Below are 24,773 nucleotides of genomic sequence, written 5' to 3' on the forward strand. Positions count from 1 at the left end.
TCGGCGGACAAACTTGATGACATTAATGTCATCAAACGGCCATGGCGCTGACCCAATGGCTCAACCATGCTTAACCGGCAAACTCATTTCAGGAGAACGTTATGATTACCCGTCATCGTATAGCCGGTTTACTGTTATCCACCTTGCTGCTGTCCAGCGGCTTGGCCGCCGCCGCCCAGCCGCCGGGCAAGGTGATTGCGCCGCTGCGCGGCACCATCAGCCAGGTTGCCGACGGCAATCTGCAGCTGACCGATCGCAAGGGCGAGACCCTCAGCGTCAAGCTGAACGATCAGACCAAAGTGCTCAGCGTCTCCAAAGCCACGCTGGACGACATCAAACCGGACAGCTTCATCGGCACCGCCGCCGTGCCGCAGCCGGACGGCACGCTCAAAGCGCTGGAGGTGCACGTGTTCGCCGCCAGCCTGCGCGGCACCGGCGAAGGGCACTCTGCCTGGGAATCCGCCGACGGCAAAGTGGACACCATGACTAACGGCACCGTCGGCAAACTGGTGAAATCCAACGGCCGTACCCTGACCGTCACCTACGGCAACCAGCAGAAAACCGTTGTCGTGCCGGAAGACGTGCCGATCGTGACGCTGGATCCGGGCGATCTGAGCCTGCTGAAACCGGGCGTGCACATCGTGCTGTTCTCCGCCGCCAACGAAAAGGGCGAGCGCGTCGCCACGCGCATTTCCGCCGGCAAAGACGGCACCGTGCCGCCGATGTAACCGGAGGAATGCCATGAAGACCAACGCGTCGCCGCCGGTGCATCGCTGGCCGGTTCGCATCACTCATTGGATCAACCTGTTCGCCATGGTGTGCATGTTCATGAGCGGTTGGGAAATCTACAACGCCTCGCCGCTGTTCGATTTCCGCTTTCCGCCGCAGATGACGCTGGGCGGTTGGCTGGGCGGCGCGATTGGTTGGCATTTGGCGGTGATGTGGCTATTGGCGCTCAACGCCGTCTGCTATCTGCTGTGGAGCCTGTTCAGCGGTCATTTTCGCCGCGATCTGTTGCCGCTTCGCATCGGCGCGCTGCGGCAGGATATCTGGCTGGCGTTGACGCTGCGCCTGCGCCACCGGCATGGCCACTATAACGCCATTCAGAAACTGATGTACCTCGGCGTACTGGCGCTGGGGCTATTACTGGTGCTGTCCGGCCTGGCGATTTGGAAACCGGTTCAGCTGCAGGGATTGGTCGCGCTGTTTGGCGGCTTCGACTTCGCGCGCTACGTGCATTTCTTCTCCATGGCCGGCATCGGCCTGTTTGTGGCGATCCACATCTTCATGGTGATCGTCGTGCCCAAAACGCTGTGGGCGATGATAACGGGTGGCAAACATGAATGAGAAAAAACCGCGGGCAACCGCGCCAAAACTGGAACCGGACCAAAAAAAACAGTTGGTCAATCTGCAGCGCCGCCTGATGCTGCGTTCCGGCCTGACGCTGGGCGGCATCGCCATGCTTACCGGTTGCAACCTGCAAGACGGCGATCGGGTGGATAAAGTGCTGTGGGCTATGTCGCGCTGGAACGACCGGGTGCAGGCCTGGCTGTTCAGCGGCCAGCGGTTGGCGCAAACTTACCGGCCGGACCAGATCACCCACCCTTTCCCCTTTAACGCATTTTACCCGGAATACAACGTCCCCGAGATCGATCTCGCCGGCTACCGGCTTGAGGTCGCGGGGAAAGTGGAGAAAAAAGCGCCCTGGACGCTGGAACAGCTGCAGCGGCTGCCGCAGCAAAGCCAGATCACGCGCCTGATCTGCATTGAGGGCTGGAGCGCCATTGGCCAATGGGGAGGCGTGCCGCTGCGCACCTTTCTGCAGCACGTCGGCGCGGATCTGAATGCCGGTTACGTCGGCTTCAAATGCGCCGATCGCTACTACGCCAGCCTCGATATGGCCACCGCGCTGCACCCGCAGACCATCCTGGCGCTGGATTTCGGCGGCAAGGCGCTGCCGGCAGACTACGGCTATCCGCTGCGGCTGCGCGTGCCGACCAAGCTGGGGTTCAAAAACGCCAAACATATCGCCGCCATCTTCGTCAGCGACGTCAATCCAGGCGGGTATTGGGAAGATCAGGGCTACAACTGGTTCAGCGGCATTTAGTTTTGCGCGGCGCTGCGCACAACCTTCATCGGCGGCTGGAGGATCGTCTCCGCCGCGGTTAATAATTTGTTCGTCATAAAGGGGATAACTATAGGAAAAATAATAGTAAAAAGGATTTTATCATGGATATTGATGTGAGGGAGTCACACACTGGAATAGCAGACACATACAGATATCAGATTGCCGTCAGAAAAGGTGATGGTAAATCGGCCATCTATCATTTGGATTTCAAGAGAATTGGGCAAAACATGCACCATTGGTTTGCCCCAGTGTATGTGGACACTGCTCTCCTCAATAAGGCTTTCTCTCTGGAGTTTTATGATGTTAAGGCGTTGAGCGACGTAAACAGGCATCGGCGCTCAGCTTTCGATACCTATACCGCAATGCATTATACCCTTCTCCAACGCGAACGCTTATTCGTTGTTGGCATCGGGGAAACTCTTCTCAAATTTGCCTATCAGTATCATGCCAGGATCATCTTAAGTGCACCGTTAAGGCCAGCATTAGCTAAAATTTATGATTTTTTGTTGAAAAAATATGCGCACAAAGGGCATTATTTATACAAAATAGAGTTTATAAAGGACGGCCTCTATGTCATCGAAATCCCACGTAGCCCCCATAGCATCCCATACTTACCAACAGCACGTTAAGGAACAGCGCCTGAAAGAGATGCAAGCCTTCCACGAAGAGTGGTGGGAACAAAGGCGCCGCGAATGGCGTGAACGCGGCGGCGTTGAAGCCAGTGAAGCGCCCGCACTTGGCATCGATACCGAACTTTCATCCTAATGCAGGTTCGTTCTTATTCTTATTCTTCTTCTTCCGCCGTCAGCAATGCAATCCCCGCTTGCTCAATGGCCTCCCGCGCGGCGGCGGGCAACCCCTCATCGGTAATGATGGCGTCAAAGGCGGCGATCGGCAGCGCCAGATAGGTGGCGACTTTGCCGTATTTGGACGTATCGCTGAGCAGAATGCGGCGGCGGCTGGCCTCGACGATGGCCTTCTTCACCATCACCTTATCTTCGTTCGGCGTCGACAGGCCGCGCATGCCCCACGAAGAGGCGGAGATGAACGCCAGATCGATAAACAGACCGCGCAGCGCCTGCGCCGCCGCTTCGCCGACGCAGGAGCGGTTTTCCCGGCACACGGTGCCGCCGGTGTGGATGATTCGGCACTGGCTGTGTTCGATCAGGAAGCCGGCGATGACAAAGTCGTTGGTCACTACCGTCAAATCGTCACGTTCTCCGATCTGTTTCGCCAGCGCCAGCGTGGTGGTGCCGGCATCCAGATAGATACAGCTATTGGCGGGAATTTGCCGCGCCGCCAGCCGACCGATGGCGATTTTCTGCCGGCCGAACATCCCCTCTTTGGCCTGGTGCGAAGGTTCGCTCGCCACCCGTTCCGGCGCCTGCACGCCGCCCGAGACCGACTGCACCGCCCCCTGCTCTTCCAGTTTTTGCACGTCACGGCGGATCGTCATATGCGACACCCCCAGCCGTTCGGTCAGCTCGGCGATGCTGACGACGCCGCGTTCGGATACCAGCGCAAGAATTTGTTGATGGCGTTCTACAGGTATCACGGTTCCCTCTCGTTGCTGCGGTGATAATAATTGTGATTTTACGTCAATTTTCGTTCGCCGATAGCCCTAATTTCTCGCGGCGTGACGGCGAGCGCAGTTAGGCCAGCCAAACACAAACTTATTTAAAAACATAATAGTAATGTTGCTTCAGGCCAGAAATCGCACGAAAAATCCGTTTCACGCATTGTTAATTATTGTGATAACGATCGCGGATAATCGGCCGGCAAGCGCTTACATTTAACACAACAAAACAAATTATCACTAAAATTAACAGGAGTGCAGTATGACACACCCAGGGAATTATGCCGTTTGCGTCATCGGGCTGGGGGCGATGGGCATGGGCGCCGCGCGTTCATGCCTCCGCGCCGGATTGACCACCTACGGCGCCGATCTCAATCCGCAGGCGCTGGCGGCGCTGCAACAGGCCGGCGCGAAACAAACGGCCCCCAGCGCCTGCGACTTCGCCGCCGAGCTGGACGCCGTGTTGCTGCTGGTGGTGAACGCCGCACAGGTGAAGCAAATCCTGTTCGGCGAGCAAGGCCTGGCGCCGCAGCTCAAGCCGGGCACGGCGGTGATGGTGTCTTCGACCATTTCCGCCGATGACGCCAAACAGATCGAGCAACGGCTGCTGGACTACGGCCTGGCGATGCTGGATGCGCCGGTTTCCGGCGGGGCGGCCAAGGCGGAAGAAGGCCAGATGACGGTGATGGCCGCCGGCGCCGACGCCACCTTCACGCGCCTGCAACCCGTGCTGGACGCCATCGCCGGCAAGGTTTACCGCATCGGCGAAACCATCGGCCTGGGCGCGACGGTAAAAATCATCCACCAGCTGTTGGCCGGGGTGCACATCGCCGCCGGGGCGGAAGCCATGGCGCTGGCCGCCCGCGCCGGCATCCCGCTGGACGTGATGTACGACGTGGTCACCCACGCCGCCGGCAACTCCTGGATGTTCGAAAATCGCATGCGCCACGTGGTCGACGGCGACTATACGCCCAAATCGGCGGTGGATATCTTCGTCAAGGATCTGGGGCTGGTGGCGGATACCGCCAGGGCGCTGCACTTCCCGCTGCCGCTGGCCTCCACCGCTTTCACCATGTTTACCGCCGCCAGCAACGCCGGTTACGGTAAAGAAGACGACAGTGCGGTAATCAAAATCTTTGCCGGCATCGATCTGCCGCAAAAAAAGGAGGCGCTCTGATGCTGCTTGGCGTAATCGCGGATGACTTTACCGGCGCGACCGACATCGCCAGTTTTCTGGTGCAAAACGGCCTGCCGACGGTGCAGCTGAACGGCGTGCCGCAGGACGAAACGCAGGTAAACGCACAGGCGGCGGTCATCAGCCTGAAATCGCGCTCCTGCCCGGCAGAGCAGGCGATCGAACAGGCATTGCAAGCGCTGGCCTGGCTGCAAAAACAGGGTTGCCGCCAGTTCTACTTCAAATACTGCTCCACCTTCGACAGCACCGCACAGGGCAATATCGGCCCGGTGACCGACGCCCTGCTCGCCGCGCTGGGGGAAAATTTCACGGTTGTTTCCCCGGCGCTGCCGGTAAACGGCCGCACGGTCTATCAGGGCTACCTGTTCGTCGGGGAACAGCTGCTGTCTGAGTCCGGCATGCGTCATCACCCGGTCACGCCAATGGCCGACAGCAACCTGCTTCGCCTGATGGAATCCCAGGCCGCCGGACGCTGTGGGCTGGTGACGGCGGCGGAAATGGATCGCGGCGCCGAGGCAGTCAGCGAGAAGCTGCGCCAACTGGCGCAGGAAGGCGTGCGCTACGCGGTGCTGGATACGCTCAACGAGCGGCATCTGCTCATCCAGGGTGAAGCGTTGAAAACGATGAAGCTGGTGACCGGCGGTTCGGGCCTGGCGATCGGCCTGGCGCGGCAATGGGCGCAAAGCGGCGATTGTGCGGCTGAGGCAGCCGGCGCGCCGCAGGGGGAAAAGGCGGCAGTGCTGTCGGGCTCGTGTTCTGTGATGACTAACCGGCAGGTGGCGCACTACCGCGAGCGCGCTTCGGCGCAGGCCATCGATATCAGCCGTTGCCTCGAACCACAGGCACGCGCCGCCTACGCCGCCGAGTTGGCGCACTGGGCGCAGCATCACGCCGGGGAAGCGCTTGCCCCGCTGATCTACGCCACTGCGCCGCCGGAAGCGCTGCAGCAAACGCAACGGCAGCACGGCGCCGCCGCCAGCGAAGCGGTGGAAGCGCTGTTCGCCGAATTGGTGGTGCAACTGCGCCAGTTGGGATTCAGCCGCTTTATCGTCGCCGGCGGAGAAACCTCCGGCGTGGTCACGCAGGCGCTGGGCATTCGCGGCTTCCATATCGGCCCCGGCATTTCCCCCGGCGTTCCCTGGGTGCGCGCCAGCGATCGGGCGATTTCCCTGGCGCTGAAATCAGGCAATTTTGGCGATGAAGCCTTCTTCTCACGCGCGCAAACGGAGTTTCCAGTATGAGCATGACGACCGAACAGCAAGCGCGCGAAGAGATGGTGCGCCTCGGCGCCTCATTTTTCCAACGCGGCTACGCCACCGGTTCCGCCGGCAACCTCTCGCTGTTGCTGCCGGACGGGGCGCTGCTGGCGACGCCGACCGGCTCTTGCCTGGGCGAGCTGCAGGCCGATCGCCTGTCTAAAGTGAGCCTGAACGGCGATTGGCTGTCCGGCGACAAGCCGTCGAAAGAGATCAGCTTTCACCGAGCGCTGTATCTGAACAATCCGGAATGCAAAGCGGTGGTGCACCTGCATTGCACCTACCTCACGGCGCTCTCTTGCCTGCAAGGGCTGGACGTCGACAACGCCATCAAACCGTTCACCCCCTATGTGGTGATGCGCGTCGGCAAGGTGCCGGTGGTGCCCTACTATCGCCCTGGCGACGAAAGGCTGGCGCAGGATCTGGCGCGCCTGGCGCCGGCCCACCGCGCCTTTTTACTGGCCAACCACGGGCCGGTGGTGACCGGTAAAGACCTGCGAGCGGCGGCGGACAATACCGAAGAGATGGAAGATGCGGCGCGGCTGATCTTCACCCTCGGCGATCGTCCTATCCGCTATTTGACCGATGATGAAATTGCCGAATTACGGAGCTGACCCATGCCTAAATTTGCCGCCAATTTATCGATGATGTTTAACGAAGTGCCGTTCCTAGAGCGCTTCGCTGCCGCTGCCGAACAAGGCTTCAGCGCGGTGGAATTCCTGTTCCCTTACGAGCATCCCGCTGAGCTGTTGGCCGAAAAGCTGCGCGAGCACGGCCTGCAACAGGTGCTGTTCAATACCGCGCCCGGCGATGTCGCTGCCGGCGAATGGGGGCTGGCGGCGCTGCCGGGCCGCGAGCAGGATGCGCGCGCTGATATCGACCGCGCGCTGGCCTACGCCATCGCCATCGCCTGTCCCTGCGTGCACCTGATGGCCGGCGTGGTGCCCGCGGGCGCGGATCGGCAACGTTATCTCGACACCTTTATCGCCAATGCGCGCTATGCCGCCGACGCCTTCGCCCCGCACGGCGTCAAGGTGCTGATCGAAGCGCTCAGCCCACCGGTCAAGCCCGACTACCTGTTCGCCAGTCAACATCAGGCGGCGGAGGTGGTGGCGGCGATCGAGAGACCGAACGTGTTCATTCAGTTCGACTTTTTCCACGCGCAGTTAGTGGACGGCAATATCAGCGGGCTGCTGGAGACGCTGGCCGGGCGCTACGCGCATATCCAGATAGCCTCAGTGCCGGATCGTCACGAACCGGACGAGGGTGAACTGAATTACCCGTGGCTGTTCGACAGGCTGGATGCGCTCGGCTATCAGGGCTGGATCGGTTGCGAATACCGGCCGCGCGGCGACACCGCCGCCGGGCTCGGCTGGCTGAAGCCTTACCGCTAACGTCGCACGCCGACACCAGGAAAACGATTTTATAACAATGAAACGCACCCGTATCGCCACGCGGCGATCGCGGTGCCCAACGCTTACCCAACGAAAGGCTTTTTTCATGTCTACCTCTCTGCTGTTGCTGATTGCCGTACTCGGCGTGGTGCTGCTGTTATTGATGGTGATTAAGGCGAAGGTGCAACCCTTTGTCGCGCTGTTGGTGGTCAGTCTGCTGGTGGCGTTGGCCAGCGGCATTCCGACCGGTGAAGTGATGAAAGTGATGACCGCCGGGATGGGCGGCGTGCTCGGCTCGGTAACCATCATCATCGGTCTGGGGGCGATGCTCGGGCGCATGATCGAACACTCGGGCGGCGCCGAGTCGCTGGCGCAACGTTTCAGCCAGGGGCTGGGGCCGAAACATACCGTCGCCGCGCTGACCCTCGCCGCATTTATCCTCGGCATTCCGGTATTCTTCGACGTCGGCTTTATCATTCTGGCGCCGATTATTTACGGCTTCGCCAAGGTCGCCAAAGTGTCGCCGCTGAAGTTCGGCCTGCCGATGGCCGGCGTGATGTTAACGGTACACGTCGCGCTGCCGCCGCACCCCGGCCCGGTCGCCGCCGCCGGCCTGCTCAACGCCGACATCGGTTGGCTGACCATCATCGGCCTCGCGATCTGTATTCCGGTCGGCGCGATCGGCTATTTCGCCGCCAACTACCTCAACCGCAAAACCTATCCGTTATCGATAGAGGTGCTGGAACAGCTGCAGCTGGCGGCGCCGGAGCCGCGGCCGGAAGGGCGAGCGCCGCTCAGCGATCGCATCAACCCGCCCGGCGCCGGCCTGGTGGCGGCGCTGATCGTCATTCCGATCGCCATCATCATGCTCGGCACCGTCTCCGCCACGCTGTTGCCGGCAGGCTCGGCGCTGCGCGATGCGCTGTCGCTGCTGGGGTCGCCGGCGGTGGCGCTGATGATAGCCCTGCTGCTGGCCTTCTACTTCCTGGCGCTGCGCCGCGGCTGGAGCCTGCAACACACCGGTGACGTAATGGGCGCCGCGCTGCCGACCGCCGCGGTGGTGATCCTGGTGACCGGCGCGGGCGGCGTGTTCGGCAAGGTGCTGGTGGAATCCGGCGTCGGCAAGGCGCTGGCCGAAGTGCTGACGGCCATTGGCCTGCCGCTGGTGCCCGCCGCGTTTATCATTTCGCTGGCGCTGCGCGCTTCGCAGGGTTCCGCCACCGTGGCGATCCTGACCACCGGCGGCCTGTTGTCGGAAGCGGTCAGCGGGTTGAATCAGCTGCAGCTGGTGCTGGTGACGCTGGCGACCTGTTTTGGCGGGCTGGGGCTTTCTCACGTCAACGACTCCGGTTTTTGGATCGTCACGCGCTATCTGGGGCTGTCGGTGGCCGATGGCCTGAAGACCTGGACGGTGCTGACCACCCTGCTCGGCCTGAGCGGCTTTCTGTTCACCTGGCTGTTGTGGCTGGCGGTGTGATTTCTCTGGCATACTGAACGCCGTTGTTTTTCATCGCCTTTCACCCTGTGCAGGAGCAGCAACATGACCGTAATCAACACCGCGCCAACGCTTATCACCGAACGCCTGCGGCTGGACGCGCACACGCTGGACGACTTCGACTCGCTGGCCGCGCTGTGGGCCGATCCGCTGGTGGTGCGCTATATCGGCGGCACGCCGCGCGACCGGGAAGACTCCTGGGGGCGCCTGATGCGCTACGTCGGCCACTGGGCGCTGTTGGGATACGGGTATTGGGCGGTGCGTGACAAACAGAGCGGCGAGTATCTCGGCAGCATCGGCTTCTCCAACTTCCTGCGCGACATCACCCCGGCGCTCGACGCGCCGGAAATGGGCTGGACGCTGGTGAGCTCGGCGCACGGCAAAGGCTACGCCACCGAGGCGCTGCGGGCGGCGCTGGCCTGGGGTAAAACGCACCTGCCCGGCAAGCAAACCGTCTGCATCATCTCACCGGAAAACCAGGCTTCGCTGGCGCTGGCGAAAAAAGTCGGCTTTAGCGAAAGCCACCGCAGCGAGTATCACCAGAGCCCGATCGTCGTGATGCATTGCCCGCTTTGAATGCCTAAGCGCGTTGCGCCGCCAACGCCGTCTGAATGAAGTTGTCCCGCAGCGCATCGGCGCGCTGCGGATCCCAGGCGATACCGACCTGCCACTCCGTCTCCTCGCCGCTCAGCGGTAAAATGTCGATGCCGGCCGGCGCGATATGCGTGATGCTGTGCGGCAGCAGCGCGACACCGACGCCGGCGGCAACCAGCGCCAGCAACGTCTGGATATCGCCGGCCTGCTGCACCACGTTCGGCGTCAACCGGTGGGCGGCGATAAACCGCAGCGACTGATCGCTCAGCCCGCGCCCGCGTTTGGGAGTCAACTGCAACAGCGGCAGCTGATTGAAACGCGCCATCAGATCGTCGGCGCGCAGCGCCAGCGCGCCCGGCGCGGCCAGCACCAACCGATCGCTCAGCAATGCCACGCCGCACAGCGGCGTATTGACCGGCAAGCGCACGAACCCCGCCTGCAACTCTCCCTGCAGCAACAGCTGATACTGGCGTTCCGACGGCAAGTCCTCCAGGCCGATCGCCACCTCGGGAAACCGTTGGCGAAAGGCTGCCACCAGCTGCGGCGCCAGATGAAAGCTGGAAAGGCCAAACCCCAGCGCCAGCCGCCCCGCTTCCCCGAGCGCCACCCGCCGCGCGCGCCGCTGAAACTGCTGGTACTGCTCCACCAGCGCCTGCGCTTCCGGGTAGAGCCGCTGCCCGCCGGCGGTGAGCACCGCCCCCTGTCGACCACGCTCGAACACTCGAATGCCGAGCTGGGTTTCCAGCGCCTGAATTTGCTTGCTCAGCGCCGGTTGGCTGATGCATAGCCGGCTCGCCGCCTGCCGATAGTTGCCCTGTTCAGCCAGCGCCACCAGGGCGCGCAGTTGTTTTATATCCATTCCATTAGATTATCGAATAGGGAATTTAATTGATTATACAGTAATCAAACCACCTGCTGTAATCAACGCAGACCCTAATCGGAGAGACACCATGACCATCTCATTACGCGCCGCCACGGTGCAATTCCAGCATCGCGCCAACGATAAGAATTACAACCTGTCGACTATCGAGCGCTTTATCGCTCAGGCGGCCGAGCAGCAGGTACAGCTGCTGGCCTTCCCGGAAATGTGTATCACCGGCTATTGGCACGTGCGCCATCTGTCCGACGCCGAAGTGCGGGCGCTGGCGGAACCGATCGCGTCCAGCCCTTCGCTGGCGCGCATTCGCCCGCTGGCTGAGCGTTACAATATGGCGATCGGCGTCGGGCTGATCGAACTGGGCGACGACGGCCGTTGCTACAACGCCTACGCCGTATGCCTGCCGGACGGCGCGCTGCATGTGCACCGTAAACTGCACGCCTTCGAACACCCGGCTATCGCCAGCGGCGATCGCTATACGGTGTTCGACACTCCCTGGGGCGTGCGCGTGGGCGTATTGATCTGTTGGGACAACAATCTGGTGGAGAATGTGCGCGCGACGGCGCTGCTGGGCGCGGAGGTGTTGATGGCCCCGCACCAGACCGGCGGCACCCATTCGCGCAGCCCGCACGGCATGAAGCCGATCCCACAGGTGCTGTGGCAGCGGCGAGCGGAAGATCCGCAGGCGATAGAGGCCGCCTTTCGCGGCGAACACGGCCGCGGCTGGCTGATGCGCTGGCTGCCCTCGCGCGCTCATGACAACGGGCTGTTTTTGTTATTCAGCAACGGCGTGGGCCGCGATGACGATGAGGTACGCACCGGCAATGCGATGATCCTCGATCCCTACGGCCGCATCGTAGCGGAGACCTGGGCGGCGGAAGACCGGATGGTCAGCGCCGAGCTCGATCTGACGCTGATCCCGCTCAGTACCGGACGCCGCTGGATTTACGGACGCCGCCCCGAGCTGTACGGTTTACTGACCGAACCGCAAGGCTATGAGCGCGATGCCCGCAGCGCGTGCTTTTCGACGCAGCCGACGGGGCGCAGCAGCTAATGACAGATAAAAAAAATCCGCCCGAAGGCGGATTTTTTATCCGCGCGGCAACCTGTGCCGCGCATTCACGCCCGCAGGCATGAAGAAATCTTAGAAGCGGTAGCCTACGCCAACGTTCCAGCTGCCAACGTCCACGCTGCGGATGCGGCTCTGCTCGTAGCCAACGTCCAGGGCAACGTTTTCGATTGGGTTGAACTGCAGACCTGCACCGTAGGTGAAGCCGTAGTCGCTGTTGCCACCTTTGTTACCGCCAGCCTGGGCGTTGTCGATGTTTTTGCCGTAGCCAACACCGATCACACCGTAGATGCTCGCCCAGTCGTTGAAGCGGTAAGCTGGACCTGCGGTGATGGAATCGTACTGAGATTTCTTGTAGAAACCGCTTTCAGAACGATTTTTTTCCAGGTGGGTGAAGGAGCCGATCACACCCAGTGGGTTGTTGTCGAACTCGTAACGGTATTTCAGGTTGAAACCGTTGGCCTTGTTAGCAACGCCTTGGAGATCACCCTGCGCATAGCCAGCGGATACGGTGCTCTGACCAGCGAATGCGGTACCTGCGCTAACTGCTAATACGCAAGCTGCTACTGCGGAAAGACATGCAATTTTTTTCATAACCACCTCAAACGCGTTTTATTATTAAGTACATCCATTTGTTCATGCTTTGAAAATATAACAAAAATTAGCGTGAAACTCTGCCTTGAAATGAGTGTCTAATGCTTTATATCGTGTAACAGAAGATTTCAAGAACAGTGTATCTGCTTCTTTTCGCTCTATTTTCGGCCGTATTCTACGGCTTTCTGTGACAAAAATCACCAATTTAATATCCAGATAATTCTTAAGAAAAAGCGCACTTTTTGACCAAATCCGCCACATCTCATCCGAGGATCGGCGGATTTCACCGCGATGCGCGCTTTTCTCAGACAGATTTTCGCCATTTCATTTACACTGCTCGCATCCCCGTTTCGACCGTTTTCTCAAGGCTGAGGAACGGCGCAAAAAAGGCCCGTTAAGGATGTCGTTATCTACTTCCGGCAGAGCGCCCTCCGCGCTGCTGCCCATCTGTCTGTTAATCATCGCCATGGTGTCTATCCAAAGCGGTGCCTCGTTGGCCAAAAGCCTGTTCCCGATCGTGGGCGCGGAAGGCATTACGACGCTGCGTCTTTTCATCGGCACCCTGATTCTGTTCATTATCTTCCGCCCGTGGCGTATGCGCATCGTCGCCGGCAGCCGCTTGCCGCTGCTGATTTACGGCCTGTCGCTCGGCGCGATGAACTACCTGTTCTACCTTTCGCTGCGCACCGTGCCGCTCGGCATCGCCGTGGCACTGGAGTTTACCGGCCCGTTGGCGGTGGCCATGTTCTCGTCGCGGCGGCCGATCGACTTTCTCTGGGTGGCGCTGGCGATCGCCGGGTTGTGGTTCCTGTTGCCGCTCGGCCACGGCGTAGGCGGGATCGATCCGTTCGGCGCCGCCTGTGCGCTCGGCGCCGGCGCCTGCTGGGCGGTCTATATCATTTTCGGCCAAAAGGCCGGCGGCGATCACGGCCCCGGCACGGTGGCGCTCGGTTCGTTGATCGCTGCGCTGGTGTTCTGCCCGATCGGCGCCTGGCAAACCGGCAGCGTGCTGTTCAACCTCGATATTCTGCCGGTGGCGCTGGCGGTGGCGATCCTCTCCACCGCGCTGCCTTATTCGCTGGAGATCATCGCGCTGCCCAAAATTCCGGCGCGCACTTTCGGCACCTTAATGAGCCTGGAGCCGGCGATGGCGGCGCTGTCCGGCATGCTGTTCCTCGGCGAACACCTGAGCGGCGTGCAATGGTTGGCGCTGGCGGCGATTATCGCCGCCTCCATGGGTTCCGCCCTGACCATTCGCCCCAAACCGCGCCTCGAAAGCCTTTCCTGATCGCCTGACTCGCCTGCCGTCCGCAACGCCGGAATGCAGGCGGGTTAACTGTTTTCCTCGTGACAAATCGGCATACTTCCCCTTAGCCTGTATCGCAGGCTCTTTGGACTTTCGCTCACATGGAGAATAACAGTGATTCACAACAGCCTGTTCAACCCACGCTTCGGCCGCGGACTCACGCCGGCGCTGGTTTCAACCCTGACCGAGTTGCGCCGATGCGACCTGCCCGAACTGGCGCTGGGCCATCACCCGATCGACGGCGACAACATCTTTATGGACGTGATGACGCTGACCACCGCGCCGGCGGCGGAGAAGCGCGCCGAAATGCATCAGGAGTATATCGCGCTGCATCTGCTGATCAGCGGCGAAGAACGCATCGAATACGGCCTGGCGGGCGACGGGCATCGCGAACATCCGCATGCAGAAAATAGCGATCTGCTGCTGCTGGACATCAAACGCCACCCGCAAACCCTGCACATGACGCACGGCATGTTCGCGATCTTTTTCCAGATGGAACCGCATAAGACCGGCTGCCTGTGGCAGCGGCCGCAGCACATCAAGAAAGCGGTGGTGAGGATCCATCACCGCCTGCTGCTGTGAGCCTGCGGCAGCGTCCGTAGAAAATCGGCGGCCTGGCGGGGAGAGCGCAAGCGCTTGAAACGGCCCCCTATATCGGTACGGGCCATCTCCGCCAGGTATTTTCGCCGGTTCTTCGAGTAAGTGCGGATCGTCCACAGCACGATCGACTCGCGGCTAAAGAAAGAACGGCGGAAACTTTCCCGATTGCCGGTGCCCGGCCACAGCTCGCTTTTGCCGGCCGCGCGGCGGTACGCGCGGCGCGCGGCCTGCCACAGCGTGCGGCAGAAACCGTAGTCCAGCCACAGGATATAATCGACCTCGCGCCACTTGATCGGTTGCGTGCGGCTGTAGTTGCCGTCCAGCACCCAGCCTCCTCCCGCTTCAGCCAGCGTCTGCTCAAGCCGCGCCAGAAACGCGCCATCGGGCGTCCCCTGCCACTCGGGCCGCCAATAGAGTCTGTCCATCTCGATATAGGGAACGTCAAGACGTTCCGCCAGTTGACGAGCCAGGGTGCTTTTACCGCTGCCGCTGGTGCCGACGACGTTAATTTTCATCACTCGCCAATAAAGACTGGGATAATTTCCATACTTTAGCCGTATCAATTACGCCTATCAATCTGAATAGGCTTGGCATTAACACCACGATAACAAAGTGGATATTTAACCAAACCTGCGCGCCCGCAGAAAATAAGATAACGGGGATAAATTGTCACTGACAAAAATAATAATAAAAACAAAATAACAATAAAATTCATAAAATTACACAATAGACAAAAACCAAATAAAAATATTGTCATTAGGCCCCCCCTATTTGTGCAATAGCCATTTTCGTGCGGCAAAAATAAACATCCCTGCTATAATTAATCCCGTAACGAAAATAGGACAACGACTAATCAAGAGGATATCTGATATGAGTACCGCTAAACTGGTGAAAACGAAATCTTCTGATCTGCTGTATACCCGTAACGATCTGGACGAAAAAGTTAAACTGGCCGCCATCAAGGCGCTGAACCATCAGGTCGTGCAATTCATCGATCTTTCGTTGATCACCAAACAGGCGCACTGGAACATGCGCGGCGCGAACTTCATCGCGGTCCATGAAATGCTGGACGGCTTCCGCACCGCCATCATCGAGCATCAGGACACCTTCGCCGAGCGCGTGGTGCAGCTGGGCGGCGTGGCGCTGGGCACCGTACAGGTGGTCAACGACCGCACGCCGCTGAAAAGCTACCCGACCAATATCCACAGCGTGCAAGAGCACCTGAAAGCGCTGGCCGATCGCTACGGCGCGGTCGCGAATGACATCCGCAAAGCCATTACCGAAGTGGAAGACGAAGACACCGCCGATATGTTCACCGCCGCCTCGCGCGATCTGGACAAATTCCTGTGGTTCATCGAATCCAATATCGAATAACGCGAAAGCGTTGCAGATCGCCCGTCGTTCCGGGCAGCGCAGGCTGGGCTTTGCCCGGCCTGTTTTCTTTTGCGCGACCGTTGCATTGTACAAAAAACGGCCCATATTAAACGGTAGGTTTCCCTTGTCAGGAGGTGATGATGGCCAGCGGCTGGGCGGCGGACGGCGCCGTACAAGATCAGATTGATTCCACCGTCGACGATGCGGTGCAGCGCGCGCGTGAAGCGCTCGGGCACGGCGAGAGCGAACGCTATTGCCAGGAATGCGGAGAACCGATCCCCGAGGCGCGCCGCAAGGCGCTGAAGGGCGTGCGTTTTTGCGTCGCCTGCCAGGCCGAACAAGACAAAAAACACGCGGCCACCAGCCTGTACAACCGGCGCGGCAGCAAAGACAGCCAGTTGCGTTAGCATTATCTGCTCCCTTTTTGCCCCTCTCGCAGTCACCCTTGCACCGTCAATGGATCATGAAAGTTAGAGTTAGTTATCAATATTGAAGCAAAAACGTTAAAGAACGGTTGTTTCACAGCCAAAATTTGGTTAATGATAGCCCCGTGCACCAAGATAATTCTTACGCACCATTTCGGTGCCTCATTGTGGTGCATAACCATAACTATTCGCCGTCACGGCACAACATCACGCAGTAACTCTTTGTTTTTATATTAGTTGAAAACATGGCACGATTTTTTCATGGCACCAACTGCAATATAAAAAATGGGTAATCCGCAACCTGTACAGGAATTCCTCTCATGAAGTCGATTTTTAAAGTCTCCCTGGCCGCACTCTCCCTGGCCTTTGCCGTAAGTTCCCACGCAGCAGACAAACTGGTGGTCGCCACCGACACCGCTTTCGTTCCTTTTGAGTTCAAGCAAGGCGACAAATACGTCGGCTTCGACATCGACCTGTGGGCCGCCGTCGCCAAAGAGCTGAAGCTGGACTACACCCTGAAACCAATGGACTTCGGCGGCATCATTCCGGCGCTGCAGACCAAAAACGTCGATCTGGCGCTGGCCGGCATCACCATCACCGATGAGCGCAAGAAAGCCATCGATTTCTCCGACGGCTACTACAAGAGCGGCCTGCTGGTGATGGTCAACGCCGACAACAACAGCGTGAAAAGCATCGACGATCTGAACGGCAAAGTGGTGGCGGTGAAGAGCGGCACCGGCTCGGTGGATTACGCCAAGCAGCACATCAAAACCAAGGATCTGCGTCAGTTCCCTAACATCGACAACGCCTACATGGAACTGGGCACCAAGCGCGCCGACGCGGTGCTGCACGACACGCCAAACATCCTATACTTCATTAAGACGGCCGGCGCCGGCAAGTTCAAAACCGTCGGCGATTCGCTGGAAGCGCAGCAGTATGGCATCGCCTTCCCTAAAGGCAGCGACGAGCTGCGCGAGAAGGTGAATGGCGCGCTGAAAACGCTGCGCGAGAACGGCACCTATAACGAGATTTACAAGAAGTGGTTCGGCACCGAACCTAAGTAAGCTGTGAATTTGGCAAGCGATTAACTTAAGCACAGGGGGCGCTTAACCCCCTGCGCTTTGTTGTATCTGATACCCACGTTTGGGATCACCGGGAGAAATATCATGCAGTTCGACTGGAGCGCCATCTGGCCCGCCATTCCTATCTTGTTAGAGGGCGCCAAAATGACCCTGTGGATTTCGGTCCTCGGTCTGATTGGCGGCCTGATCATCGGCCTCGTCGCCGGCTTTGCCCGCACCTACGGCGGATGGATAGCCAACCACATCGCGTTGGTGTTTATCGAAGTGATCCGCGGCACGCCGATCGTGGTGCAGGTGATGTTCATCTACTTCGCCTTGCCGATGGCGTTCACCGATTTGCGCATCGATCCTTTCACCGCGGCGGTGGTGACCATCATGATCAACTCCGGCGCCTACATCGCGGAAATCACCCGCGGCGCGGTGCTGTCTATCCATAACGGTTTCCGCGAGGCCGGCCTGGCGCTCGGCCTGTCGCGCCGCGAAACCATCCGCTACGTCATTATGCCGCTGGCGCTGCGCCGCATGCTGCCGCCGCTGGGCAACCAGTGGATCATCAGCATCAAAGACACCTCGCTGTTCATCGTGATCGGCGTGGCGGAGCTGACCCGTCAGGGTCAGGAAATTATTGCCGGTAACTTCCGCGCGCTGGAAATCTGGAGCGCCGTGGCGGTTATCTATCTGATTATTACCCTGGTGCTGAGCTTCGTGCTGCGTCGTCTGGAAAGAAGGATGAAAATCCTGTGATTGAATTTAAAAACGTCTCCAAGCATTTTGGCCAAACCCAGGTGCTGCACAACATCGATTTGAAGATCGACAAAGGCGAAGTGGTGGTGATCATCGGGCCGTCCGGCTCCGGCAAATCCACCCTGCTGCGCTGCATCAACAAGCTGGAAGAAGTCACCAGCGGCGATCTGATCGTCGACGGCCTGAAAGCCAACGATCCGAAAGTGGACGATCGGCTGATCCGCCAGGAAGCCGGCATGGTGTTCCAGCAGTTCTATCTGTTCCCGCACCTGACGGCACTGGAAAACGTCGCCTTCGGCCCGATCCGCGTGCGCGGCGCGAAGAAGTTCGATGCGGAAAAGCTGGCGCGCGAACTGCTGGCCAAGGTCGGTCTGGCGGAGCGCGCCCACCATTACCCGTCCGAACTGTCGGGCGGCCAGCAGCAGCGCGTGGCGATCGCGCGCGCGCTGGCGGTGAAGCCGAAAATGATGCTGTTCGACGAGCCGACCTCCGCGCTCGATCCGGAGCTGCGCCATGAAGTGCTGAAGGTGATGCAGGATCTGGCCGAGGAAGGCATGACGATGGTCATCGTTACCCATGAAGTCGGCTTTGCCGAAAAAGTGGCGTCGCGCCTGATCTTTATCGACAAGGGCCGGATTGCCGAAGACGGCAACCCGCACGATCTGATCAATCATCCGCCAAGCCCGCGTCTGCAGGAGTTCCTGCAGCACGTGTCCTGATCCTGGCGGTTTAACGGCGGGCGCACCACGCGCCCGCCGCTTTCATTCCGCACGCTCTCCCACGCCCCGTCGCGCCACCTTTCCTACTATATTCATTGTTTTTCATCGTATTGCTTTTACATCCGCCGATCACAGAACGCCAAAGAGAGGAACCATGCCGCCAAACGCAGACTCCCGACGAGGTTCTCATCTGCGAGAACACCTGCTTTTCCTGCTGCTGTTGCTGACCCTGAACGTCTTCGCACCACCGGCGCTGGCGCAAAATGCGCCGCCCGCGCCCGCCGACAAGAGCGAGCAGCAGAAAGCCGCCTACGCCGCGCTGGCCGATCTGCTGCAAGACGACAAAGCGCGCGCGGAACTCATCAACCACCTGAAACAGACCGCCGGCGACGCCCCCGCCGCCGCGCCGGCAACGCCGGAGGAATCGACGCCCGCTACGCTGAGCGACAGCCTGAACTCGCTGGCGCAGGAAGGCATCGGCACCTTTAACCAAAAGCTCGGCGCGCTGCAAAAGCTGATCGACTCCGGCCCGAAGCGCGTTTTCAATCCCGCCGGCTTTTTCCGCGCGCTGGGCTACTTTCTGCTGACGGTGGCGGTCACCTTTGCGCTGTTCCACCTGATCCGGCGGCTGATCGCGCCGCTGTACAAACGCATGGGCAGTTGGGGACACAATGCGCGGCTACAGCACGGCCCGTGGTATAAACGCCCCGCCGCCATTCTCGGCGCTTTCGCCATCGATCTGCTGGTGCTGCTGCTGGCGCTGGCGGCGGGCAATCTGTTCGCCCGCCACGTCCACGCCGACAGCGCCACCATTCTGCGGCTGCAGACCCTGTTTCTCAGCGCCTTCGCGGTGATTGAATTTTTCAAGGCGGTGCTGCGGCTGATTTTCGCCCCCCGCTTCGACTATCTGCGCCCCTTCCCCTTCAGCGACCGGAGCGCGCACTACTGGAACACCCGCCTCGCCTGGCTCAGCGGCCTGATCGGCTACGGCCTGATGGTGGTGGTGCCGGTGGTGGCGGTACAGATAAGCTACCCGGCCGCCGCCACCGTCAACCTGGTGGTGATGCTGGCGCTGACGCTGTACGCCATTTGGCTGATCCTGCACAACCGCAAGCCGATACAGCAACAGATCAACCTGCTGGCCGAGCGGTCGATGGCGTTTTTCAGCGTGATCCTGCGCGGCCTGGGGCATATCTGGCATCTGTTGGCGATCGCCTATTTTCTGGTGTTGTTCGTGCTGTCCCAGTTCGACATCGGCAACAGCCTGCGCTTTATGATGAGCGCCACGGTGAAAAGCCTGTTGGTGGTCGGCGTCGGCGCGCTGCTGTCCGGCATGCTGACCCGCTGGATTTTCCGTCGCATTTCACTGCCGACCGACGTCAATCTGCGCTACCCGATGCTCGAGCGGCGCATCAACTCCTACATCCCCAACGGGCTGAAGATACTGCGGGTGATGGTGGTGCTGGCGGTGACGCTGTTCCTGCTCGATGCCTGGCACCTGATCAACCTGTACCAGTGGGCGGGCAGCGAAAATGGCCAGCGGACGCTCGGCGGGCTGGTGCATATCCTGCTGATCCTGTTGATCGCCGTGTTCAGCTGGACGCTGATGGCCAGCATCATCGAGCACCGTCTGGCGCTGGAGCTGAGCAACGGCGTGCGGCCGAGCGCGCGCGAACGCACGCTGCTGACGCTGTTTCGCAACGTGCTGGCTATCGTTATCAGCACCATTACCGTGATGATCGTGCTGTCGCAGGTGGGATTGAACATCGCGCCGCTGCTGGCGGGCGCCGGCGCGCTGGGGCTGGCCATCAGCTTCGGCGCCCAGACGCTGGTGAAAGACGTGATTACCGGCGTGTTCATCCAGTTCGAAAACGGCATGAACACCGGCGAGTACGTCACCGTCAGCGGCATCACCGGCACCGTGGAGCGCATGACCATCCGCTCGATCGGCCTGCGCGACGACTACGGCGTCTACCACATCGTGCCGTACTCCTCGATCACCACGCTGGCCAACTATGCGCGTGAGTTCGGGGTATACCGCGCCAACTACACCGTCAGCCGCGACGAGGACATCGATCGGGTCAATGAGGTGCTGCATCAGGCCATCGCGGCGCTGAAGCAAGATGAACAGGTGAAGCATTTCCTGATTGGCGAGCCGGTCTTCAACGGCGTGGTGGCGCTGGGAGACCGCTCGTTCACCACCCGCGTGACGGTGCGCACACAGGCGCTGAAACAGTGGGTGGTGCAATACGCCCTCGATCGGCTGGTGAAAATCCATTTCGATCGGGCCGGCATCGGCATGCCGCAGCAGGCGATGCAGATCTCCCGCGCGCCGCAGCCGCATGAAGAGCCGCCGCCTGCCGCGAGCTGAGGCTAACGCCCCTGGCCGCAAGGATGGGCGGCCAGGAAGGCCGCCACGTCCCGCCGGTAGGCGTCGTATTGCACCGAGCGCGGGGCAAACAGGCCCACCACGTTGATCAGCCACGGATGGCGCGCGAACAGCGGCTTGACCATCACATGATCGGCCTCGTCGATGCGCGTCACCGTCAGCAGCGAGGCCGGGATCGTTTGCCGATACACGCGCTCGGTTTCGTCCGCGTCCACGTTGACGTCGCGCCCGCCCAGGATCAGGTGCACCGGCGTGGCGAAATGCCGCAATCCCGCCGTCGCGTCGCTGGCCATGTTGGCGCGGATAAAACGCCAGCGGTCGGCGCTCAATGCGGCGGCGCCAGACTCGCGACGGTACTGCGCGTAGCCGTCCGGTTGCTCGAGCAGGGTCTGGATATGGCGCCAATGCGCCTCGCGCGCCAGGATCTGCGCTTCATCGTCCCCTGCCGCCGCCATCGCCGCCCGGGTGTTATAGCGCCCTTGCCGCAGCCAGTTGATCGCCGGCGAGAGTGCAAGAGTGAAAGCAATGTCAGGCCGTAAACGCGCCACCTCCGGCATCACCCATCCCGCCTGGCTGGCGCCCCACAGCCCCACGCAGCGCGCATCGAAGCGCCCGTCCCGTCTGGCCCAGTCGATGATCTCAGCGGTTTCCCGCGCGCGATCCGCCATGGTCTGATGCAGCCAGTTGCCGCTGGAACCGCCTACGCCCGGCTTGTCGAAGGATAAAACCGCATAGCCCTGCTGCGCTATCGCCTCCCAAATGCCGTAATAGCCTTCGTCGCGGCTGGCGTTGGCCGGCCCATCGCCGTGTATGAACACCACCACGCCGGGTTTGACCGGCGCATGCTCTGGCAGCACCAGCGTGCCGCTCAGCCGGTTGCCGCCGGCGGTCACCGTGACCGGTTCGGTGACAAAGCGAAAGTCGTTGACGTAAATCACCCAGCCAAGCGCCGCCAAAACCAGCGCCACGAGGCACAGCCCTATTTTGCGCACATCGCCTCCCCGTTGCGTTTCTCCATCAATACCCAATCGGCCTGGCCGAACAGCACCCCCAGCAAGGCGTAGTGCTCTTCGCGCCGTACCAGAAAACCGCAGCGCCGGTACAGGCGCTGCGCATCGACGTTGCGCCGGCTGACGTGCAGACTCAGGCGCCGGCCTGCGCCCTGTTCGGCGGCGTAGTCGTTCATCCACTGCAACAGCCGCCTGCCCATCCCTTTGCCGCGCTGGTTTTCCGCCACCGCCAGGTAGGAAAGATACAGCTCATCGGCCGCCGGAGTATGCTGCAATACCACAATTTGCAGATACATGCGCCAAACGTTCAGCCAACCGTAGCGGCGGCATAGCCGCCAAATCGGCAAGGCGCGCGGGCGCAGCCCGCCGTCGCCCTCTGCCTCGGCCGCATTGAGGGCAAAAGCCGCCACCACCTGCTCATCCTGTTTCACTACGAAGCTACGCTCCCGGCTGCCGCTTTGCTGCCAACTCCACAGCCGATAAAACAGACGCCACTGCCGGCGGGCGCTCAAACGGCGCGCGCGCTGGAACTTGTCGCAGAACGCGGCGTAGATCAGCGCCGCCGTTTGCAGGCGGTCAGCGTCGCGATAAGGCTCAATGTGCAGCATATCCACCTCGACTAGGGATGCCGGTAGAGCAGTTGTTCCAACAGCCGCACCGGCGTGGTCTCCTCCGGTGCAGGCGACGCAAAGATCGCCTGCCGCCAGGCCTGGCTTTCGATCACGTCCAGCACCAGCTGCGCGAGCGGTAACGGCGCTATCGCCGCCGCAATTTCACCGGTTTGCTGAGCCTCGGCGATCACCGTCGCCAGCGCCTCAATCAGCTGCCGCTGGTTGGCGCTGAACGGCTCGGCCAACGCCGGGTTGCGCGCCACCTCCGCCACGATCTCCGCCGACAGCTGAACATTGGCCGGTTCGGCGACAAAGGCATGATAGGCGGTGAAAAAAATCGACAGCGCCTGTTTCGGCCGCTTTCTGTCGGCCAATAATCCGGCGGCGAACTCGGCGAATACGCCGTTTTCCAGCAGCGCGATCTCGCCGATCAGCGCCTCCTTGCCGGAAAAATGGTTATAGAGGTTGCCCACGCTGACGCCCGCCGCCTGCGCGATATCCCGCATGCTGGTCTGGTGAAATCCCTGATGGGTAAAGCTGTGCAGCGCGGCCTCGACAATCTTTTCTCGGTTTCCCATCGTCAGTTCCCGAAACGGTGAAGGGGGCGCCTGGCGCCATAAATTGATATTAATTAATGAACGAACGTTCGTTCACATCAAGTCTAGCATAGACCGGTAAAATTGAACCGCAGCTCAACGGCGCAGGAATCGGTGGGGGAGGCAAACGCCGCCTCGTTTTCAGAGGCGGCGTCCGGCAGACTCAGTGCAGCGCATCCCCCTGCTTCACCGAGGTAAAGGCCTGCATCAGCTTCACGACGTCATGCATGCCGATATTGACCTGGTTAATCACTTCTCCGGCGTCATGGGTCAATGCCACACCGCCGCCGGCCTGTTCCACGCAGGTCGCCATGCCGGCGATCGCCGCCGCCACGCCTTGCTGGATAGACTTGGTCATGCGTTCGATCTCGGTCGCCGCCTTGCGCGACTGTTCCGCCAGCGTGCGCACCTCGTTGGCCACCACCGCAAAACCGCGCCCGTGCTCACCGGCGTGGGCAGCTTCGATGGAGGCGTTAATCGCCAGCAGGTTGGTTTGGGAGGCGATTTTACGAATGGCTTCGACGATGGTGCCGATCTGCTGAGAGCACTTGCCGAGCTCGGTGACCACGTCCGAGGTTTCGCGCGCCGCCGCTTCGACCTGCTGCATGCCCTTCACCGCCTGCTGCACGATGACCGCGCCCTGCGCCGCCTGCCGGTCAGTATCCAGCGACAGATGATGCGCGTTGCGCACCATTTCTTCTTCGTGCTGCTGCTGTTGCATCAATCGGGTGATGTCCTGGGCAATTTTCACCACTTTCACCACCTGGCCTTCATTATCGAGGATCGGGTTGTAACTGGCCTCCAGCCATACCCGTTCGCCGCGCCGGTTGACGCGCTCAAAACGCCCGGTGATGAACTCGCCGCGCGCCAGACGCTGCCAGTGCCGCCGATAGTCGTCGGAAGCGGCGAACGCCGGCGGGCACAGCACCGCATGCGACTGCCCGCACGCCTCATCCAGCCGATAGCCCATCAGCGCCAGCATATTGTCGTTGGCGCTGACAATGTCGCCCTGCGGCGTGAAAGAAATCATCGCCATCGATCGATTCAGCGCCGCCAGCAGGCTGCGGTGTTCCTGCGCCTGGATCGCTCGCTCGGTCACTTCGCTGGCGATCTTGACGATTTCCACCACCTTACCCTGTTTATTCAGCACCGGCGCGTAGGTGCCCTGCAGCCATACCGTCTCGCCGTTTTTCGCAATGCGTTTTAGGGTGTCCGTGATGGGTTGCCCCTTATTCAGCGTCTCCCAATGCTTGCGGTACAACGGGCTGGCGACATAGTTCGGATCGCAGAAAATACGGTGATGCCGGCCAATCACGTCATCGCGTTGAAATCCCAGCGTGTTGAGGAAGAGATCGTTGGCGCGCAAGACCGTGCCGTCGGGCGAGAATACGATCATGGGAACGGCGTGTTCTATCGCGCCCAGCTCGGCGCCTTTGTGGGTAGTTAACTGACTGAATCGTAACAGCATAAGGTGTAGTCCTTGTGGCAGATGATGGCGCTTTTCTTATTTTGTCTGGCCACATGCCGCGCCCACACGCAGACGTGCCATCGCGGAAGGAACGGGCAGCGCCGAACCTTCTGGTTATTGCTATTAACCGGATTAAATTTATTTATTCAGTAAAGTAATTATTCGAATTTAAATAAACCAACAACCTAAGATTTTTATTATTAAATGCGTAATGAGAATAACGTAAGTGATGAAAATTGAAAGGTAAAATGCGGATTTTTGTCGGCGCCGG

27 protein-coding genes are annotated in these 24,773 nt (G+C 60.4%); 19 read left to right on the forward strand and 8 right to left on the reverse strand.

Features of this window, described 5'->3' with window-relative positions; genetic code table 11:
- Window positions 1-101: 101 nt before the first annotated feature.
- The 4 genes from L085_RS20895 to L085_RS20910 all read left to right on the forward strand — a co-directional run bounded on the left by L085_RS20895 (window position 102) and on the right by L085_RS20910 (window position 2,757).
- Entirely contained in the window at window positions 102-728 is a 627-nt protein-coding gene (locus tag L085_RS20895) for a hypothetical protein (protein WP_004939163.1), read from the forward strand.
- A 13-nt stretch (window positions 729-741) separates the two neighbouring features.
- Window positions 742-1,347: a cytochrome b/b6 domain-containing protein gene (locus L085_RS20900; RefSeq protein ID WP_044031632.1), complete on the forward strand. Its 606-nt coding sequence runs from the start codon at window positions 742-744 to the stop codon at window positions 1,345-1,347.
- Window positions 1,340-2,107: a molybdopterin-dependent oxidoreductase gene (locus tag L085_RS20905; RefSeq protein ID WP_025302099.1), complete on the forward strand. Its 768-nt coding sequence runs from the start codon at window positions 1,340-1,342 to the stop codon at window positions 2,105-2,107. The genes L085_RS20900 and L085_RS20905 overlap by 8 nt, the downstream gene beginning before the upstream one ends.
- A gap of 122 nt (window positions 2,108-2,229) precedes the next feature.
- Window positions 2,230-2,757 (forward strand): hypothetical protein, encoded by a 528-nt coding sequence (locus L085_RS20910; RefSeq protein WP_049870698.1) that lies wholly within the window; start codon window positions 2,230-2,232, stop codon window positions 2,755-2,757.
- Between the two features lie 155 nt (window positions 2,758-2,912).
- On the opposite strand, the gene ygbI is transcribed toward L085_RS20910, so the two are convergent.
- Entirely contained in the window at window positions 2,913-3,683 is a 771-nt protein-coding gene (gene ygbI / locus L085_RS20915; RefSeq protein WP_044031633.1) for a DNA-binding transcriptional repressor YgbI, read from the reverse strand.
- Between the two features lie 283 nt (window positions 3,684-3,966).
- On the opposite strand from ygbI, the gene ltnD reads away from it, so the two are divergent.
- From ltnD to L085_RS20945, 6 genes are all read left to right on the forward strand, one after another.
- Entirely contained in the window at window positions 3,967-4,881 is a 915-nt protein-coding gene (gene ltnD / locus L085_RS20920; protein ID WP_044031634.1) for an L-threonate dehydrogenase, read from the forward strand.
- On the forward strand, window positions 4,881-6,140 hold the full coding sequence (gene otnK / locus L085_RS20925; RefSeq protein ID WP_081835539.1) for a 3-oxo-tetronate kinase: 1,260 nt from the start codon (window positions 4,881-4,883) through the stop codon (window positions 6,138-6,140). Before ltnD ends, otnK begins: the two co-directional genes overlap by 1 nt.
- On the forward strand, window positions 6,137-6,769 hold the full coding sequence (locus L085_RS20930; protein ID WP_015377162.1) for an aldolase: 633 nt from the start codon (window positions 6,137-6,139) through the stop codon (window positions 6,767-6,769). The genes otnK and L085_RS20930 overlap by 4 nt, the downstream gene beginning before the upstream one ends.
- Window positions 6,770-6,772: 3 nt before the next feature.
- The gene (otnI, locus tag L085_RS20935; RefSeq protein WP_044031636.1) at window positions 6,773-7,549 is read left to right on the forward strand and encodes a 2-oxo-tetronate isomerase; all 777 of its coding nucleotides are present in this window, start codon (window positions 6,773-6,775) and stop codon (window positions 7,547-7,549) included.
- A gap of 106 nt (window positions 7,550-7,655) precedes the next feature.
- Entirely contained in the window at window positions 7,656-9,026 is a 1,371-nt protein-coding gene (locus L085_RS20940; protein ID WP_033633751.1) for a GntP family transporter, read from the forward strand.
- 63 nt (window positions 9,027-9,089) lie between these two features.
- The gene (locus tag L085_RS20945) at window positions 9,090-9,620 is read left to right on the forward strand and encodes a GNAT family N-acetyltransferase (RefSeq protein WP_004939196.1); all 531 of its coding nucleotides are present in this window, start codon (window positions 9,090-9,092) and stop codon (window positions 9,618-9,620) included.
- 4 nt (window positions 9,621-9,624) lie between these two features.
- On the opposite strand, the gene L085_RS20950 is transcribed toward L085_RS20945, so the two are convergent.
- Entirely contained in the window at window positions 9,625-10,497 is an 873-nt protein-coding gene (locus L085_RS20950; RefSeq protein WP_044031637.1) for a LysR family transcriptional regulator, read from the reverse strand.
- Between the two features lie 91 nt (window positions 10,498-10,588).
- Here L085_RS20950 and L085_RS20955 point away from each other — a divergent pair, with 91 nt between their 5' ends.
- Complete coding sequence (locus tag L085_RS20955) at window positions 10,589-11,569, forward strand: nitrilase family protein (protein ID WP_044031638.1); 981 nt, start codon at window positions 10,589-10,591, stop codon at window positions 11,567-11,569.
- 90 nt (window positions 11,570-11,659) lie between these two features.
- Here L085_RS20955 and ompX read toward each other — a convergent pair whose 3' ends face one another.
- A complete protein-coding gene (ompX, locus tag L085_RS20960) occupies window positions 11,660-12,178 on the reverse strand; it encodes an outer membrane protein OmpX (protein WP_004939201.1) in 519 nt (172 codons plus the stop codon).
- A gap of 400 nt (window positions 12,179-12,578) precedes the next feature.
- Here ompX and rhtA point away from each other — a divergent pair, with 400 nt between their 5' ends.
- Together rhtA and nanQ are read left to right on the forward strand one after the other, a co-directional pair.
- On the forward strand, window positions 12,579-13,466 hold the full coding sequence (gene rhtA / locus L085_RS20965) for a threonine/homoserine exporter RhtA (protein ID WP_004939202.1): 888 nt from the start codon (window positions 12,579-12,581) through the stop codon (window positions 13,464-13,466).
- A 132-nt stretch (window positions 13,467-13,598) separates the two neighbouring features.
- Entirely contained in the window at window positions 13,599-14,066 is a 468-nt protein-coding gene (nanQ, locus tag L085_RS20970; RefSeq protein WP_044031639.1) for an N-acetylneuraminate anomerase, read from the forward strand.
- Here the strand turns inward: nanQ and L085_RS20975 are convergent.
- Complete coding sequence (locus L085_RS20975; protein WP_044031641.1) at window positions 14,048-14,599, reverse strand: shikimate kinase; 552 nt, start codon at window positions 14,597-14,599, stop codon at window positions 14,048-14,050. The two genes, nanQ and L085_RS20975, sit on opposite strands and share 19 nt — an antisense overlap.
- Before the next feature lie 355 nt (window positions 14,600-14,954).
- Between L085_RS20975 and dps the strand changes: the two genes are divergently transcribed.
- The 6 genes from dps to ybiO all read left to right on the forward strand — a co-directional run bounded on the left by dps (window position 14,955) and on the right by ybiO (window position 20,799).
- Complete coding sequence (dps, locus tag L085_RS20980) at window positions 14,955-15,458, forward strand: DNA starvation/stationary phase protection protein Dps (RefSeq protein WP_004939215.1); 504 nt, start codon at window positions 14,955-14,957, stop codon at window positions 15,456-15,458.
- 140 nt (window positions 15,459-15,598) lie between these two features.
- The gene (locus L085_RS20985; protein WP_015377155.1) at window positions 15,599-15,865 is read left to right on the forward strand and encodes a DksA/TraR family C4-type zinc finger protein; all 267 of its coding nucleotides are present in this window, start codon (window positions 15,599-15,601) and stop codon (window positions 15,863-15,865) included.
- Window positions 15,866-16,203: 338 nt separating this feature from the next.
- On the forward strand, window positions 16,204-16,947 hold the full coding sequence (gene glnH / locus L085_RS20990) for a glutamine ABC transporter substrate-binding protein GlnH (RefSeq protein WP_004939223.1): 744 nt from the start codon (window positions 16,204-16,206) through the stop codon (window positions 16,945-16,947).
- Window positions 16,948-17,049: 102 nt separating this feature from the next.
- On the forward strand, window positions 17,050-17,709 hold the full coding sequence (gene glnP, locus L085_RS20995) for a glutamine ABC transporter permease GlnP (protein WP_004939229.1): 660 nt from the start codon (window positions 17,050-17,052) through the stop codon (window positions 17,707-17,709).
- A complete protein-coding gene (gene glnQ / locus L085_RS21000; RefSeq protein WP_044031642.1) occupies window positions 17,706-18,428 on the forward strand; it encodes a glutamine ABC transporter ATP-binding protein GlnQ in 723 nt (240 codons plus the stop codon). Before glnP ends, glnQ begins: the two co-directional genes overlap by 4 nt.
- 154 nt (window positions 18,429-18,582) lie before the next feature.
- The gene (ybiO, locus tag L085_RS21005; protein WP_044031644.1) at window positions 18,583-20,799 is read left to right on the forward strand and encodes a mechanosensitive channel protein; all 2,217 of its coding nucleotides are present in this window, start codon (window positions 18,583-18,585) and stop codon (window positions 20,797-20,799) included.
- 2 nt (window positions 20,800-20,801) lie between these two features.
- On the opposite strand, the gene L085_RS21010 is transcribed toward ybiO, so the two are convergent.
- From L085_RS21010 to L085_RS21025, 4 genes are all read right to left on the reverse strand, one after another.
- Entirely contained in the window at window positions 20,802-21,809 is a 1,008-nt protein-coding gene (locus tag L085_RS21010; RefSeq protein WP_044031645.1) for a CocE/NonD family hydrolase, read from the reverse strand.
- Window positions 21,797-22,435, reverse strand: a complete 639-nt coding sequence (locus L085_RS21015; RefSeq protein ID WP_015377152.1) for a GNAT family N-acetyltransferase — start codon at window positions 22,433-22,435, stop codon at window positions 21,797-21,799. Before L085_RS21015 ends, L085_RS21010 begins: the two co-directional genes overlap by 13 nt.
- An 11-nt stretch (window positions 22,436-22,446) precedes the next feature.
- On the reverse strand, window positions 22,447-23,016 hold the full coding sequence (locus L085_RS21020; RefSeq protein ID WP_004939249.1) for a TetR/AcrR family transcriptional regulator: 570 nt from the start codon (window positions 23,014-23,016) through the stop codon (window positions 22,447-22,449).
- A gap of 181 nt (window positions 23,017-23,197) precedes the next feature.
- Window positions 23,198-24,502, reverse strand: a complete 1,305-nt coding sequence (locus L085_RS21025; RefSeq protein ID WP_044031646.1) for a PAS domain-containing methyl-accepting chemotaxis protein — start codon at window positions 24,500-24,502, stop codon at window positions 23,198-23,200.
- Between the last annotated feature and the right edge of the window lie 271 nt (window positions 24,503-24,773).

The organism is Serratia sp. FS14, assembly GCF_000695995.1.
GTDB classification, from domain to species: Bacteria; Pseudomonadota; Gammaproteobacteria; order Enterobacterales; family Enterobacteriaceae; genus Serratia; species Serratia nematodiphila.